13 protein-coding genes and 1 tRNA gene are annotated in these 16,184 nt (G+C 68.3%); 13 read left to right on the forward strand and 1 reads right to left on the reverse strand.

The features are described 5' to 3' along the window. The first annotated feature begins 70 nt into the window (after nt 1-70). The 3 genes from QZ749_RS03900 (at nt 71) to QZ749_RS03910 (ending at nt 3,947) form a co-directional block, all read left to right on the forward strand. The gene (locus tag QZ749_RS03900; RefSeq protein WP_296943467.1) at nt 71-772 is read left to right on the forward strand and encodes a response regulator; all 702 of its coding nucleotides are present in this window, start codon (nt 71-73) and stop codon (nt 770-772) included. Nucleotides 773-1,143: 371 nt separating this feature from the next. Continuing rightward, on the forward strand, nt 1,144-3,360 hold the full coding sequence (locus QZ749_RS03905; protein ID WP_296943469.1) for a PAS domain-containing sensor histidine kinase: 2,217 nt from the start codon (nt 1,144-1,146) through the stop codon (nt 3,358-3,360). Next, complete coding sequence (locus QZ749_RS03910; protein WP_296943471.1) at nt 3,357-3,947, forward strand: hypothetical protein; 591 nt, start codon at nt 3,357-3,359, stop codon at nt 3,945-3,947. The genes QZ749_RS03905 and QZ749_RS03910 overlap by 4 nt, the downstream gene beginning before the upstream one ends. Nucleotides 3,948-3,949: 2 nt before the next feature. Here QZ749_RS03910 and QZ749_RS03915 read toward each other — a convergent pair whose 3' ends face one another. Then, entirely contained in the window at nt 3,950-4,567 is a 618-nt protein-coding gene (locus QZ749_RS03915; RefSeq protein WP_296943473.1) for a DedA family protein, read from the reverse strand. A gap of 133 nt (nt 4,568-4,700) precedes the next feature. Between QZ749_RS03915 and QZ749_RS03920 the strand changes: the two genes are divergently transcribed. The 10 genes from QZ749_RS03920 to epsF all read left to right on the forward strand — a co-directional run bounded on the left by QZ749_RS03920 (nt 4,701) and on the right by epsF (nt 16,184). Continuing rightward, nucleotides 4,701-4,775: transfer RNA gene (locus tag QZ749_RS03920), tRNA-Arg, on the forward strand. 166 nt (nt 4,776-4,941) lie between these two features. Continuing rightward, nucleotides 4,942-6,885 (forward strand): ATP-binding cassette domain-containing protein, encoded by a 1,944-nt coding sequence (locus QZ749_RS03925; protein ID WP_296943475.1) that lies wholly within the window; start codon nt 4,942-4,944, stop codon nt 6,883-6,885. A gap of 45 nt (nt 6,886-6,930) precedes the next feature. Next, nucleotides 6,931-7,656, forward strand: a complete 726-nt coding sequence (locus tag QZ749_RS03930) for a CAAX prenyl protease-related protein (RefSeq protein ID WP_296943478.1) — start codon at nt 6,931-6,933, stop codon at nt 7,654-7,656. Nucleotides 7,657-7,695: 39 nt separating this feature from the next. After that, complete coding sequence (epsL, locus tag QZ749_RS03935; protein ID WP_296943480.1) at nt 7,696-8,892, forward strand: XrtB/PEP-CTERM-associated polysaccharide biosynthesis outer membrane protein EpsL; 1,197 nt, start codon at nt 7,696-7,698, stop codon at nt 8,890-8,892. 23 nt (nt 8,893-8,915) lie between these two features. After that, entirely contained in the window at nt 8,916-10,295 is a 1,380-nt protein-coding gene (locus QZ749_RS03940; protein ID WP_296943483.1) for an undecaprenyl-phosphate glucose phosphotransferase, read from the forward strand. Between the two features lie 163 nt (nt 10,296-10,458). Further along, a complete protein-coding gene (gmd, locus tag QZ749_RS03945; protein WP_296943486.1) occupies nt 10,459-11,574 on the forward strand; it encodes a GDP-mannose 4,6-dehydratase in 1,116 nt (371 codons plus the stop codon). A 3-nt stretch (nt 11,575-11,577) separates the two neighbouring features. Beyond that, nucleotides 11,578-12,555 carry a GDP-L-fucose synthase gene (locus QZ749_RS03950; RefSeq protein ID WP_296943488.1) on the forward strand — a complete coding sequence of 326 codons (978 nt, stop codon included), beginning with the start codon at nt 11,578-11,580 and terminating at the stop codon, nt 12,553-12,555. Nucleotides 12,556-12,733: 178 nt separating this feature from the next. Beyond that, complete coding sequence (locus QZ749_RS03955) at nt 12,734-13,768, forward strand: EpsD family peptidyl-prolyl cis-trans isomerase (protein WP_296943491.1); 1,035 nt, start codon at nt 12,734-12,736, stop codon at nt 13,766-13,768. 38 nt (nt 13,769-13,806) lie between these two features. Then, nucleotides 13,807-14,595 (forward strand): polysaccharide export protein EpsE, encoded by a 789-nt coding sequence (gene epsE / locus QZ749_RS03960; protein ID WP_296943494.1) that lies wholly within the window; start codon nt 13,807-13,809, stop codon nt 14,593-14,595. Nucleotides 14,596-14,771: 176 nt separating this feature from the next. Continuing rightward, nucleotides 14,772-16,184: a chain length determinant protein EpsF gene (gene epsF / locus QZ749_RS03965; RefSeq protein WP_296943497.1), complete on the forward strand. Its 1,413-nt coding sequence runs from the start codon at nt 14,772-14,774 to the stop codon at nt 16,182-16,184.

The raw sequence follows: 16,184 nt of genomic DNA on the forward strand, positions 1-16,184 counted from the left end.
CGCAGCGCGTGCGTCCCCATCCTGTTGAACTCGGTATAATTTCCTTTCAACAATAGTTAGCGGAGCAGGCATGAAGGTGTTGATCGTCGACGACGACGTGGTCTCGCGCATGATGCTGATGCACATGATCGACGGCGCCGGCCATGGCGCCGACGTGCGGGAAGCCGAGGATGGCGAGCAGGCCTGGCGCCAGCTCGAGGACGGCGCCGATCCGGCGATCCTGTTCTGCGACCTGCGCATGCCGCGCCTGTCCGGCATGGAACTGCTGGCCCGGGTGAAGGCCGACGCGCGCTTCGCGCACCTGCCGTTCGTGCTGGTGTCGGCGGCCTCGGATGCCGCGACGATGGAGCAGGCGCTCGGCCTGGGCGCCGCCGGCTACATCGTGAAACCCTTCGACGGCGTCGGCGTGGCCGAGCACCTGGCGCGGCTGGCGCCGTGCGACGACGGCGAGGAAGCCGGCGCGGTCGCGCGGCGCCTGGGCATCGACACGGCGCGCCTGCAGCTCTACCTGGGCGGCCTGCAGCGCCAGCTCGCCGGCGCCGTGGCGGAACTGGAGGCCCTGCTGGCCGGCGGACGGCCGCAGGCGGCGCGCGACCTGCTGGCGCGCCTGGCCGAAGGCTGCCGCACGCTCGGCCTGCGCGCGCCGGCCGGCGGGCTCAATGCGCTGGCGGCCGGCGCCGACCTCGATGGCGCCGCCGCCGCGCGCATGCTCGAGCAGGCCGGCGCGGCCGCCGCGCGCCAGGCCGAGGCGGCGCGCGCGCTGGCCGACTGATGTATGGCCGATTGATGTGCGGCCGATTGATGTGCGGCCGATCGCTGTGCCGGCCGATCGACGCGCCGGCCGCGACGGCATGCCGGCCGGCCTGCGCTGTCAAGCCGCGGCGCACCATCCTGTTGTAAATCCACCCATCGCGAACGCGGTCTTTCCGGCATACTGAGCCGGTTGCAGCGCCTGGACGGCGGCCGGCCCGCGGCCGTCCCGGGCGCCCGGCGCGCGCTGCGGAACCGCGCCGGCACACCGGGCTGGGCCGGGTGTGGCGCGCGCCGTCCGCGACGTCTTGCCAATAGAATGGTCGGCTTTGCACGGCACCCTGCGTCGTCGGCCGCCGGCCGCGGACTGCACGAGCGGAAACAATGAACACGGTGGATTCCAGTTTGACCTTCCTGAACGCCAGCCGGATGGCGACGCGCATCGCCGCGCACGACTGGCAGGCCTGCGGCGGCGCGACCGCCGGCCCCATCGCCGGCTGGCCGGACGCATTGCGCGGCGCGCTGGGCATCGTCCTCGATGCCGCCCTGCCCACGCTGTTGCTCTGGGGACAGACGCTGGCCGTCTTCCACAACGATGCCTGTGGCGACCTGCTGGGCGACCAGGCGGCGCCGGGCGCGCCGCTGGCCGGCCATGGCGGCGCGGCCTGGGAGGCGCTGGCCGCGGCGCTGGCGCCGCTGGCCGCGCGCGCGCTGGATGGCGCGGCCGCGCAACGCGAGGACGTCGCGCTGCTGGCGCTACGCGACGGCGGCGTGGCGCAGACCTGGCACACGCTGTGCTGCAGTCCGGTGCGCACGGCGCGCGGCGCGGTGGCGGGCGTGCTGTGCACGCTGGTCGAGACCAGCGCGCGGGTACGCGCCGAGGCCGCGCTGCGCCAGCGCGACGACACCGTGCGGCGCCTGAACGATGCGCTGGCGCACCAGCTCGCCGCCCACGCCACCGACCGCGACAGCCTATGGCGCATCTCGCCGGACGTGATGATGGCGGCCTCGCTGGCCACCGGCCGCTTCCTTACCGTGAATCCGGCGTTCACCGAACGCTTCGGCTGGAGCGCCGCCGAGGCGACCACGCGGCCCTTCATGGACATGGTGCATCCCGACGACCGCGCCGACGTGCTGGACAAGCTGCGCATGCTGGCGGGCGGCCTGCCGCTGGTCGGCTACGAGGTGCGCATCCTGCACCGCGACGGCAGCCAGCGCTGGGTATCGTGGACCATCGCGCCGGAAGGCGAGCTGCTGTACGGCGTGGCGCGCGACGTCACCGCCGAGCGCCAGCAGGCCGACGCGCTGCGCCAGGCGGAGGACGCGCTGCGCCAGGCGCAGAAGATGGAAGCCGTGGGCCAGCTCACGGGCGGGCTGGCGCACGACTTCAACAACATGCTGGCGGGCGTCACCGGCCACCTGGAACTCATGAAGCTGCGCCTGCGCATGGGCCAGAGCGGCGACCTGCCGGCCCGCATCGACGCCGCGCTCGGCGTGACCCAGCGCGCGGCGGCGCTGACGCACCGCCTGCTGGCGTTCTCGCGGCGCCAGGCGCTCGACCCCAGGCCGACCAGCGTCAATGCCCTCGTCCTGTCGATGATGGCACTGATCGAGCGCGCCGCCGGCCCGGCGATCGCGCTGCGCACGCGCCTGCAGCCGCTGGTCTGGACCACGCTGTGCGATCCGAACCAGCTGGAGAGCGCGCTGCTGAACCTGGCCAACAACGCGCGCGACGCCATGCCGGAGGGTGGCCTGATCGACATCGAGACGGCCCACGTCGCCTTCAGCGCGGCGCAGGCGCGCCGCCACGGAGACCTCAAGCCCGGCGAGTACGTGCAGGTGACCGTGCGCGACAACGGCACCGGCATGCCCCCCGACGTGCTGGCGCGGGCCTTCGACCCGTTCTTCACCACCAAGCCGATGGGGCAGGGCACGGGCCTGGGCCTGTCGATGGTGTACGGCTTCGCGCACCAGTCCGGCGGGCACGTGCGCATCGAGTCGCGCGCCGGCCAGGGCACCGAGGTGCGCCTGCTGCTGCCGCGCCACATGGCCGAGGCGCAACCCGACGCCGCGCCCGCGCCCGCGTGCGGCGCCGCGCCCGTCCCCGCGCCGGCGCCCGATGGCGCGCTGGCGGTCGCCAGCGGCACGGGCAAGGGCCTGGTGCTGGTCGTCGACGACGAGGACGACATCCGCGCCGTGATGGCCGAAGTCCTGCAGCTGCAGGGCTATGCGGTGCTGGTTGCGGCCGACGCCCCGCAGGCGCTGCGCCTGCTGCAGGACCTGCAGCGCCAGGCCGGGCGCGACCCGCGCCAGCCGGGCCGTCCGGACCTGCTCGTCACCGACATCGGCTTGCCGAACGGCATGAACGGGCGCCAGCTGGCCGACCAGGTGCGCATGCGCTGGCCGCAACTGCCGGTGCTGCTCGTCACCGGCTATGCCGAGAGCACCGTGATGAAGAACGACACGCTGCCGGCGCGGATGGAACTGCTGACCAAGCCCTTCACCATGCAGGCGCTGGCCGGGCGCGCCGACGCCATGCTGGCCCAGGCGGCCGTGGCCGCATCGCGCCAGGACGGCGCGGCGCCGGCGGACGCGCGGATGCCGGCGTGAGTCCGGCGGACGCGGGAGCGCGCCGCGTCCCGGCGCCGCGCGAGCGCGGCATCCTGTTCTCCCGGCCGATGGTCGACGCGCTGCTGGCGGGCACCAAGACGCAGACGCGGCGCGTCGTCGCTCCCGGCACGTCGTCCGCCGGCCGCTTCGGCGCGCCCGGCGAACGCCTGTGGGTGCGCGAAACCTATGCGGCGTTCGGCCGCTGGACCACGCGCGCCAATGCCGCGCGCGGGCGCAGCGAGTGGGCCTTCGTCGATACGACCCGTGCCGCCGGCCTGGACTGGCGCTTCGACGTCGACGCGCCCGACGTCGACGGGCGCCGCGACGCCGCCGCGGCGCCGGCCTGGCACCGGCGCCCGGCGCTGTTCATGCCGCGCGCGGCCAGCCGCATCCTGCTCGAGATCGTGGCGGTGCGCATCGAGCGCCTGGGCGCGATCGGCGCGGACGACGCGCGCGCGGAAGGCGTGGGACCGGCCGCCGATCCGGTGGCGGCCTACCGCGCGGTGTGGGAAAGGATCAACGGTCCCGGCAGCTGGGATGCCGATCCGCTGGTCCGGGTGGTGACGTTCCGGCGCCTGGCGCCGTGAGGTCAGCGCGGGCGCGCCGCGCCGCGTTCCGGCTTCCAGGTCGCCACGCGGTACAGGTACCCGCTCAGCAGCGCGGCCAGCACGGTCTTCGATACCGGATCGACCCAGTCCGCCACGTGGTGGTACTGGTCCTTCAGCACGTAGCCGGTGGCGGCCAGCAGGGCGGTCCAGGCCAGTGAGCCGAGCGCCGACAGCAGCAGGAAGGTGGGCAGCCGCATGCGGGCGATGCCGGCCGGCAGCGAGACCAGCGTGCGGATCGCCGGCACCAGGCGGCCGAACAGCACGGCGCCGGCGCCGTGGCGGTCGAACGCGTGCAGGGACTTGTCGATGTCGCGGCAGGTCAGCGCCATCCAGCGCCCGTGGCGCGCGGCCGCGCGCCGGAGCCGGTCGGCGCCGTAGGCCCGGGCCGCGTAGTACCAGGGCAGGGCGCCGACGACGGAACCGAGCGTGCCGGCCAGCAGCACGCCGGCCAGGTGCAGGTGGCCGTGCGCCGCGACGAAGCCGGCGAACGGGACGATGACCTCGGAGGGAATCGGGGGAAACACGTTTTCCAGCACCATCAGGGCGAACAGGCCGAGGTAGCCGTGGTCCTTGAGGAAGCCGGTGATGAAGTCGAACATGCCGGGCTCGCGCGGGCGGGTTGGGATGAACGCACGATAGCACGGCCGGCGCCGGGCTGCGCCGCGCCTACCGTGCGCGACGATTGTTCGCGCGCCGGCGGTAGGGTAGAATAACGTGCTGCAACACGCGTGTGTCGCCATAGTACAATGGATAGTACAAGGTCCTCCTAAGACTTAGATGCAGGTTCGATTCCTGCTGGCGACACCACTGCGCTCCCGCGCGTTTCCGCGCGTTCCCGCACGGCGCTCCCGCGCCTCCCCGTTTTCCCCACGATGTTCCCGCCGGCCGCGCCGCCAGTCGGTACAATGCTCGCTTCATCGACCCTTTTGTCCGTTTCCGGCCCGCGCCGGGCGGCACTCGCTTACATAACACCATGGCTGTCATTTCCCTCTCTTCCGCGCAACTGGCGTTCGGCCACGTCGCGCTGCTCGACCATGCCGACTTTTCGCTGGAAACCGGCGAACGCGTCGGTCTCATCGGCCGCAACGGCACCGGCAAGTCCTCGCTGCTGAAAATCATTTCCGGCCGCTCGAAGCTGGACGACGGCCTGCTGGTCATGCAGCAGGGACTCAAGATCGCCTACGTCGAACAGGAACCGGTGTTCGATCCGGACATGACCGTGTTCGACGCCGTCGCCCTCGGCATGGGCGAGCAGCAGGCGATGCTGGCCGAGTACGAGGCGCTGACCGGCCAGTTCGGCCAGGGCGACGACGAGGCGCTGATGGAGCGCATGCACGAGCTGCAGGTCAGGCTCGACGCCACCGATGCCTGGAACCTCGGCAACAAGGTCGAGACCACGCTGGACCGCCTGGGCCTGGCCGGCGATGCGACCATGGGCACGCTGTCGGGCGGCATGCAGAAGCGCGTGGCGCTGGCCGTGGCGCTGGTGGCGGCGCCCGACGTGCTGCTGCTGGACGAACCCACCAACCACCTCGACTTCACCTCGATCCAGTGGCTGGAAAGCCTGCTGCGCGAATTCCGCGGCTCGATCCTGTTCATCACCCACGACCGCCGCTTCCTCGACAACGTCACCACCCGCATCGTCGAACTGGACCGTGGCAAGCTGCTGTCCTTCCCGGGCAACTTCACGACGTACCAGGAACGCAAGGCCGAGCTGCTGGCCAACGAGGAAATCGAGAACGCCAAGTTCGACAAGGTGCTGGCGCAGGAAGAGGTGTGGATCCGCAAGGGCGTGCAGGCGCGCCGGACCCGCGACGAGGGCCGCGTGCGCCGCCTCGAAGCCCTGCGCCTGACGCGCGCGGCGCGGCGCGACCAGCAGGGCCAGGTCAAGCTCGACATCGGCTCCGGCGAGCGTTCGGGCAAGATTGTGGCGGAACTGGAAAACGTGTCGAAGCGCTATGGCGACAAGGTCATCGTCACCGGCTTCACCGGCACCGTCCTGCGCGGCGACAAGGTCGGCCTGATCGGGCCGAACGGCGCCGGCAAGACGACCTTGCTGAAGATGATCCTGGGCGAGGAAACCGCCGACAGCGGCCGCGTGAAACTCGGCACCAAGCTGAACGTCGCCTATTTCGACCAGATGCGCGCCCAGCTCAACGAGGAAGCGACACTGGCCGACACCATCGCCCCGGGCAGCGACTGGGTCGAGGTGAACGGCCAGCGCAAGCACGTGATGAGCTACCTGGGCGACTTCCTGTTCGCGCCGGAACGCGCGCGCTCGCCCGTGAAGTCGTTGTCGGGCGGCGAACGCAACCGCCTGCTGCTGGCGCGCCTGTTCGCCAAGCCGGCCAACTGCCTGGTGCTGGACGAACCGACCAACGACCTCGACATCGACACGCTGGAACTGCTGGAAGAATTGCTGACCGAGTACGACGGCACCGTGTTCCTGGTCAGCCATGACCGCACGTTCCTGGACAATGTGGTGACGCAAGTCATCGTTTCCGAAGGGGAAGGCATGTGGCGCGAGTTCGTCGGCGGCTACAGCGATTGGGAACGGGTGAAATCGGCCAGGCCGGCCGCCGCGTCTGGCCCGGCGGCAACGCCGGCAGCGTCTGTGCCGAAGGCCGATTCGACCAAACCCAACGATATGTCATCCAGCGCACAGAACGCGAATGGCAAGAAGGTAAAGTTGAGCTACAAGGAACAGCGTGAGCTGGAAGAGTTGCCCAAGCTCATCGCCAGCCTTGAAGACGAGCAGTCGGCGATCACGGCCCAGCTGAATGCGCCCGACTTCTACAAGACCAATCCTGCCGACGCGCGCCGCATGAACGCGCGCCACGCGGAGATCGAGGACTTGCTGCTCGATGCCCTGGAACGCTGGGAACGCCTCGAGGCGCGCACCAGGGGAGAGCAGTGAGCATGAACTGAGGGATGCGGGCCAGGCGCCCGCCGATGGAGGAACATGACCGAGCATGACGACCGCTACGCCGTGCCCGCCGCGGCAGCCTTGCCTGCCGACGCTCCCATGTTCAACCGCGCGGCCTGGGCCCGCATCCTGCCCTTCGCGGCCTACCTGGCCTTCATCGTCGTCGGCGACGTCGCCGAACGCCTGGGCGCCGCACCAGGCGTGCTGCGCTGGCTGTACCCGGCCAAGATCGCCCTCGTGACCTGCCTGCTGGCGCTGTTCTGGCGCCGCTACGGCGAGCTGGCCGCCTTCCGCCTGTCCCCCTCCGCCATCCTGGCCGCCGTGGCCACCGGCATCGTCGTGCTCGTGCTGTGGATCCAGCTGTCGACCGGCTGGATGGTCGTCGGCACGCCGGCCGGCTACGACCCGCGCGTCGATGGCGAGATCGATTGGCTGCTGGTGGTCCTGCGCATCGCCGGCGCCGCGCTGGTGGTGCCCGTGATGGAAGAACTGTTCTGGCGCTCCTTCCTGATGCGCTGGGTCGCCGCGCCCGATTTCGAGGCCGTCGCGCCCGCCCGCGTCGGCCTCAAGGCCGTCGTCGTCACCGTCGTGCTGTTCGGCTTCGAGCACAACCTGTGGCTGGCCGGCATCGTCGCCGGCATCGCCTACAGCCTGCTGTACATGTACCACCGCAACCTCTGGTCGCCGATCCTGGCCCACGCCGTCACCAATGGCCTGCTCGGGGCCTGGGTGGTGCACACCGGCAGCTGGTCGTTCTGGTAGCCGTCCGGCACGTTCAACCCAGGAAAAACATACCCAACCATGTCGAACTTCCGCACGCGTCCCCTTGCCCTGTTGATCCTTGCCCTGTTCGCCCTGCCGGCCGGCGCCGGCCAGCGCGATGCGCTGCACGTCTACGGCGGCGTGGCCTACGGCCATGACGACAACCTGCTGCGCGTGCCCGAGGGCCAGCCCGGATTCGACAACCACTTGTCCGATTCCTGGTGGACGCGCGAGGGTGGCTTGATCTTCGATAAGACGTATAGCCGCCAGCGGATTTCCATCATCGCCAAACTGTCCAAGACAGATTTCGATTATTTCAAGCAATTGAACTATGACGGCAAGGACATCCAGGCGAACTGGTTCTGGCAGCTCGGCAATCATCTCGAAGGCAAGATCGGCTCCACCTACCAGCAGGTGCTGGCGCCGTACACCGATTTCCGCAGCGACGAGCGCAACCTGCGCACCAGCCGCAGCCAGTACGCGGAAGCCGCGTGGCGCTTCCATGCCGCCTGGCGCGTGCGCGCGGGCTTCCAGCGCGACAAGTACGAATACGAACTGCTCAGCCAGCGCTTCAACAACCGCACCGAGGATGCCTCCGAGCTCGAGCTCGGCTACCTGGCGCGCAGCGGCAACACGGTCGGCCTGGTGGCGCGCAAGGTCAAGGGCAAGTACCCGTACGGCCGCCCGATCAACGGCGTGCTCGTCGGCAGCGACTTCGACCAGGACGAGCTGAAGGTGCGCGTGAAGTACCAGGCCACCGGCTCGACCGGCTTCGACGCGCTGGTCGGCTATACCCAGCGCGACCAGCCGTCGTTCGGCGCCGGCAAGACCAAGGGCGCCGCCGGCAAGGTCCGGGCGACCTACCAGCCGCGCGGCAAGATGACCTACAACGCCGCCGTCTGGCGCGATTTCGCGCCGCTGGAAAGCACCCTGGTGAGCTACACGCTGAACAAGGGCGCCAGCGTGGGCGCCCAGTGGGACGCCACCGCCAAGATCAAGGTCAACGCCGACGCCATCTACGAGCGGCGCAACTACAACGCGCGCCGCGAATTCGACGGCGCGGGCGACCTGCGCGACGCCATCCGCACGGCCAGCCTGCGCGCGACCTGGACGCCGCGCCCGACCATCCAGGTCTCGGCCGGGGTGGCGCACCAGGAGCGCAGCGGATCGGTCGTGCTCGGCACCGGCAGTTTCAAGTCGAACAGCATGACGCTGTCGGCCAATGCGCAATTCTGATTGCGCGATTCCGATCGCTTTCTATGACCGTCAATGACATACCCCTGATCTCGTTCTTCCAGCGCGTGCTCGATCCCTTGATCGTCATGGGGACGCTGTACCTGTCGGCCCTGTTCTTCCACGAGCCGTTCTCGGGCTACCTGCTGGTGCTGATGATCCTGGCCTTCTTCATCTCGTCGGCCGTGTACGGGCACATCGATCCGTACCGCACCTGGCGCAGCGGACGCATGGGGGCGTATGCGCGCGACGTCGTGTTCGGCTGGTGCGTGACCGTGGCCGTGCTGCTGTTCCTCGGTTCGTCCAGCGGCCTGAAGTACTACTACGACGAGCGCGTGGTGCTGGCCTGGTTCGTCGCCACGCCGGTGATCCTGCTCGCCAGCCACATCGCCGCGCGCATGGCCCAGCGGCCCGGGCACGACAAGGAAGTGCGCTCGGTGGTGGTGGTCGGCGCCAACGACGTCGGCCTGAAGTTCGCCGGCATCTGCGACCGCCATCCGAACCTGTTCATGCAGGTGCGCGGCTTCTTCGACGACCGCGACGACGGCCGCCGCCCGCCCGACATGCGACATCCGATGCTCGGCAAGACCGACGACCTGGTGGCCTACGTGCGCGCGCACGGCATCAAGATGATCTTCATCAGCCAGCCGATTTCCGCCCAGCCGCGCATCCGCAAGCTGATCGACGAGCTGCAGGACACCACCGCCTCGGTGTATTTCCTGCCGGACGTGTACATCTTCGACCTGATGCAGGCGCGCTTCGACAACGTCGGCGGCATGCCCGTGATCGCCATCCGCGAATCGCCGTTCATGGGCGTGAACAGCATGGTCAAGCGCATCTCCGACATCGTGCTCGCCAGCCTGATCCTGCTGATGCTGGCGCCGCTGATGCTGGCGATCGCCGCGGCCGTGCGCATGAGTTCGCCTGGGCCGGTGATCTTCCGCCAGCGCCGCTACGGCCTGTACGGCGACGAGATCATCGTCTACAAGTTCCGCTCGATGACGGTGATGGAAAACGGCGCCACGGTGACGCAGGCGCAGAAGAACGACCAGCGGGTGACGAGGATCGGCGGCTTCCTGCGCCGCACCTCGCTCGACGAACTGCCGCAGTTCATCAACGTCCTGCAGGGCAGGATGAGCATCGTCGGGCCGCGCCCGCACGCGGTCGCGCACAACGAGCAATACCGCAAGCTGATCAAGGGATACATGCTGCGCCACAAGGTCAAGCCGGGCATCACCGGCTGGGCGCAGGTCAATGGCCTGCGTGGCGAAACGGCCACGCTGGACAAGATGGAAGCGCGCATCCAGTACGACCTGGACTACCTGCGCAACTGGTCGCTGTGGCTCGACCTGTGGATCATCCTCAAGACCGTCAAGGTGGTCTTTACGCGAGAAAATGCATTTTAGAAGCATTCTGCGCGGAAATAACAGCACTTAAGGACGACTTAAGCGACAATATTCAATCGGATCGCCGCTTGCGGCATCCGCTGGGCTGCGTAGAATAATTGATGAGATTGCAATTTTAACGGGTCAAGGCCAGATTGGGCCGGATCCCTGGGAAGCAAGCCATATGAAAAAAGCGTTGATCACCGGGGTCACCGGCCAGGATGGATCGTACCTGGCCGAACTGTTGCTGGAAAAAGGGTACGAGGTGCACGGGATCAAGCGCCGCGCCTCGCTGTTCAACACGGCGCGCATCGACCACATCTACCAGGATCCGCACGCCGACAACCCGCACTTCTTCCTGCATTACGGCGACCTGAGCGATACCTCGAACCTGAACCGCATCCTGTGCGAGATCCAGCCCGACGAGGTCTACAACCTGGGCGCGATGAGCCACGTGGCGGTATCGTTCGAGTCGCCCGAGTACACGGCCGACGTCGACGGCATCGGCACGCTGCGCCTGCTCGAGGCGATCCGCTTCCTCGGCCTGGAAAAAAAGACCCGCTTCTACCAGGCCTCGACGTCGGAACTCTACGGCCTGGTGCAGGAAGTGCCGCAGCGCGAGTCGACGCCGTTCTATCCGCGCAGCCCGTATGCGGTGGCCAAGCTGTACGCGTACTGGATCACGGTCAATTATCGCGAGGCTTATGGGATGTATGCCTGCAACGGCATCCTGTTCAACCATGAGTCGCCGCGCCGGGGCGAGACCTTCGTGACGCGCAAGATCACGCGCGCCCTAGCGAACATCGCCCAGGGTTTGGAGCAGCAGCTATTCCTCGGCAACATGGACGCCCTGCGCGACTGGGGGCATGCGCGCGACTATGTCGAGATGCAATGGCTGATGCTGCAGCAGGATACCCCCGAGGACTTCGTCATCGCGACCGGACGCCAGTATTCGGTACGCCAGTTCGTCGAGCTTGCCGCGCGCGAACTGGGCATCGAGATCGCCTGGCAGGGCGAAGGCGTCCACGAACGCGGCGTGGTCGCGTCCGTCGGCGGCGACAAAGCGCCTGGGGTGGTGGTGGGTCAACCGCTGGTCGCGGTCGATCCGCAATACTTCCGTCCAACGGAAGTCGACACGCTGCTCGGGGACCCCGGCAAGGCGCGCGAGCGCCTCGGCTGGGAACCCCGCATCAGCTTCGAAGCGATGGTGCAGGAAATGGTGGCGCACGACCTCGACAGGGCACGCCGCCACAAGCTGCTGGCATCGCATGGTTACAACGTCGCAATTTCATTGGAGTGAACGTTGAATACGCAACCCCGCATCTACGTCGCCGGCCATAACGGCCTGGTCGGCTCGGCCATCGTGCGCGCGCTGCGCGCCCAGGGCCATACCAATATCGTCACGCGCAGCCACGCGGAACTGGAACTCACCGAGCAGGACCAGGTGCGCGATTTCTTCCGTAACGAACGCATCGACCAGGTCTACCTGGCGGCCGCCAAGGTGGGCGGCATCCATGCCAACAACACATATCCGGCCGATTTTATCTACGACAACATGATGGTGCAGGCCAACGTCGTGCACGAGGCGCGCGCGAACGGCGTGCAGAAGCTGCTGTTCCTCGGCTCCTCGTGCATCTACCCGCGCCTGGCCCAGCAGCCGATCAGGGAAGAGTACCTGATGAGCGGCATGCTGGAGCCGACCAACGAGCCGTACGCGATGGCCAAGATCGCCGGCATCAAGCTGTGCGAGAGCTACAACCGCCAGTACGGCACCGACTACCGCAGCGTGATGCCGACCAATCTCTACGGCCCGGGCGACAACTACCACCCGGAAAACAGCCACGTCATCCCCGCGCTGATCCGCCGCTTCCACGAGGCGACGCTGGCCAATGCGCCGGAAGTCGTGATCTGGGGCAGCGGCAAGCCGATGCGCGAGTTCCTCTACGTCGACGACATGGCCGAGGCCTGCGTGCACGTGATGAACCTCGACCAGGCCACCTATGCCGCGCACACCGACCCGATGCATTCGCACATCAACGTCGGCACCGGCGAGGACGTCACGATCGCCGAGCTGGCGCAACTGGTGGGCGAGGTGACGGGCTACCGCGGCCGCATCGGCTTCGACACCAGCAAGCCGGACGGCACGCCGCGCAAGCTGCTCGACGTGTCGAAGCTGAAGTCGCTCGGCTGGCAGGCGCGCACGCCGCTGCGCGACGGCCTGCGCATGGCCTACGACGCCTTCGTCGAACTGACCGAGATGGAAAAGCGCGCTGCCGCCTGAGGAGCGCAGGCGGCAGCCGCGGGCGGGGCCGCATGGAAGAGTGTTAATTGACGAACAGATACTCAACCGTGCGGCTCCCAGAATGGGTGCGCATAAAAAGAGTTCCGTGGCGGTGCGATCGCTGCCGCTTTGACCAACCGAAGGAAACTTTATCTTGAACAACAACCTGGCGTCCATCATGAACACATCCTCCCTCACCGTCCCGAAGCGCGCGCTGTGCGCCGCGCTGATCCTGGTTGCAGCCACCTTGAGCGCCTGCGGCGACAAGGCCAAGGAAGCGAAGAAGCCCGGCCAGGCGCTGGCGAGCGTGAACGGGGAGGAAGTCACGGTGTTGCAGCTCAACGAGGAACTGCAGCGCGCCGGGGTGGCGTCGGCCCAGCAGGACACCGCCAGCAAGCAGCTGCTGCAGGTGCTGATCGACCGCCAGCTGCTGCAGGAGGCGGCCGCCAAGGAAAACCTCGACCGCGATCCCAAGGTGATGCAGGCGATCGACCGCGCCCGCGCGCTGATCATCGCCCAGGCCTACCTGCAGAAGAAGATCGGCACGCCGGGGCGCCCGACGTCGGCCGAGGTCGAGGATTACTTCAACAAGCATCCGGAATTCTTTGCCAACCGCAAGCAGTTCAGCATGAACGAGCTGGTCATTTCCTCCAACGACCTGACGCCGGAGCTGCGCAGCGCCGCCGACGGCGCCAAGTCGCTGGAAGAAGTCGCCGTGTGGCTCGATGCGCACAAGGTGCGCTACGGCCGCAACCAGGTCACGCGCTCGACCGCCGACGTGCCGCCGGCGCTGGCGTCGAAGCTGCTGGGCATGCCCAAGGGGCAATTGTTCGTCGTTAAGGAGGGGCCGCGCGCGATGTTCATCTCGGTGGCCGAGGTGAAGGATGCGCCGGTGTCGCTGCAGGTCGCCCAGGCGCAGATCGAGCAATTCCTCATGAAGAAGAAAAACCAGGAAATGGCGTCCGCCGAGCTGCAGCGCCTGCGCTCCACCGCCAAGATCGACTACCTGAACAAGAGCATGATGCCCGATCCGAAGGCGACGCCCGCGCTGCCCGGCGGCGCCGCGCCCGCCAGCGCCGTCGCCGGCGCCGATGCGCCGGCCGCTGCCGCCGCTGCCGCGACGCCCGCCGCGGCCGCCGATCCCGCGCCGGCCGAGAATGCCGGCGGCACCGACAAGGCCGCGCTCGACCGCGGCGTCGCAGGACTGAAGTGAACCATCCCGAGACCCCGACGAACAAGAAGGAGAACCCCATGAAACGATTCGCACACTGGATGATCGCGGCGGCCCTGATGCTGGGAGCCGGCCTGGCCGGCGCGGCCGAGGTGCTGCTGGGCCCGGGCGACGTGGTCCGCGCCTCCGTCTACGGCAGCCCCGACCTCGCGGTCGAGACGCGCGTCTCGGAAGGCGGCAGCCTGACCTTCCCGCTGCTGGGCGAAGTCCAGGTCGGCGGCCTGACCACCCAGCAGGCCGAGAAGAAGATCGGCGGCCTGCTCGAGAAGGGCGGCTACCTCAAGAAGGCGCAGGTCAACCTCCTGATCACCACGCTGGCCAGCCAGCAGGTGTCGGTGCTGGGCCAGGTCAACCGCCCGGGCCGCTACCCGATCGACGGCAAGCGCAAGGTGCTCGACGTGCTGGCCCTGGCCGGCGGCATCGGCGCCGAGGGCGGCGACATGGTCAGCCTGGTGCGCACCCGCGACGGCCAGACCACGCGCGAGACCATCGACGTCGTCGACATGGTGCGCAAGGGCGAGCTCAACCGCGACTACGAAGTGGCCGGCGGCGACATCATCTTCGTCGAACGCGCGCCGCGCGCCTACATCACCGGCGAGGTCCAGCGCCCGGGGCCGTTCCGCGTCGAGCGCGCGATGACCGTCCAGCAAGCCATCTCGGCCGGCGGCGGCCTGAGCCTGCGCGGCACCCAGCGCGGCCTGCAGATCACGCGCAAGGACCAGGCCGGCGTGCCGCGTACGATCGACGTGAAGGCGAACGACGTCCTGCAGCCGGACGACGTCGTCATCGTCAAGGAATCCTGGTTCTGACTGAGGGGAACCCCGATAAACCTGCTGCGCGGCCGCAGCTGCGGCCTGCGACCCCTCGCTAAGGTTTCCCGGGGCGCCGGAACGCTGACGGTGTTCCAGTTTGTTGTTGTTGTTGTTGTTGGTTTCGACCAATTGCTGTTGCTGGTTTTCGATCCACCCTGCTGAAAAGGTTCATCATGAACGTCCGACAATTCCTGCTGATCTTGCTTGCACGGAAGAAGATCATTTTGACGACCCTTCTCGTGACGGTCGCACTGGCATTGGGCTACAGCCTCGTGCAGAACAAGACCTACAAGGCAACGGCATCCGTGTTGTTGAACTACAAGGGGGTGGATCCGCTGACCGGGCTGACGATGCCGGGCCAGCTGTTGCCGGGCTATATGGCGACGCAGATCGACATCATCAGCAGCAAGAACGTGGCGCTGCGCGTCGTCGATGCGTTGCGGTTGGCGAACAGCCCGGCCGTCGTGCAGCAGTTCAACGAGGCCAACGAGGGCAAGGGCTCGGTGCGCGACTGGCTGGCCGACCTGCTGCTCAAGAAGCTCGAGATCGTGCCGTCGCGCGAGTCGTCCGTCGTCGAGATCAGCTTCAAGGGCGCCGACCCGGCCTTCGCGGCCGCCGTCGCCAACGCCTTCGCCGACGAGTACCAGAAGATCACCGTCCAGCTCAAGACCGAGCCGGCCAAGAACGCCTCCAACTACTTCAACGAACAGACCAAGCAGTTGCGCGACAACCTCGAGGCGGCGCAGGCGCGCCTGTCGAAGTACCAGCAGGAAAAGGGCATCGTCAGCCTCGACAACAACCGCGTCGACGTCGAACTGTCGCGCCTGAACGACCTGTCGGCCCAGCTGGTCGCGGCCCAGACCGCCGCGATGGAAGCCAGCTCGCGCCAGGCCGCCGCCGGCAACGCCGCGTTCGGCTCGCCCGACGTGGCCAACAACGGCCTGATCCAGACCATGCGCGCCAACCTGGCCGTGGCCGAGGGCAAGTTCGCCGACACGTCGCAGCGCTACGGCCGCAACCACCCGCAATACCTGGCCGCCAAGGCCGAGCTGGACAAGGTGCGCGCCGAGCTGAACGCCGCCACCGGCACCGTCACCCGCAGCGTCGGCGCCAACGCCGAGGTATACCGCCAGCGCGAAGCCGAGCTGCGCAAGGCCGTCGACGAACAGAAGACCAAGGTGCTGCAGCTGAACCGCGCCCGCGACGAGCAGGGCGTGCTGCTGAAGGACCTCGACAGCGCGCAGCGCGCCTTCGACGCCGCCTCGCAGCGCTTCTCGCAGACCCGCATCGAGGCGCAGTCGACGCAGTCCGACATTTCGCTGCTGAACCCGGCCGTGCCGCCGACCACCCCGTCGGGCCCGCGCGTGCTGCTCAACACGCTGGTCTCGATCCTGCTGGGCACCATCCTGGGCGTGGGCCTGGCGCTGCTGACGGAACTGCTGAACCGCCCGGTGCGTTCGGCCGGCGACGTCAAGGACCTGCTGGGCATCCCGGTGCTCGGCACCATCGCGTGGAAGTCGCCGCGCACGCACGGACGCGGCCTGCGCGCCCTGATGACGCCGCGCCGCCTGCTGCGCCTGAACTGA

The organism is uncultured Massilia sp., from assembly GCF_913773735.1.
Classification (GTDB): Bacteria; Pseudomonadota; Gammaproteobacteria; order Burkholderiales; family Burkholderiaceae_D; genus Telluria.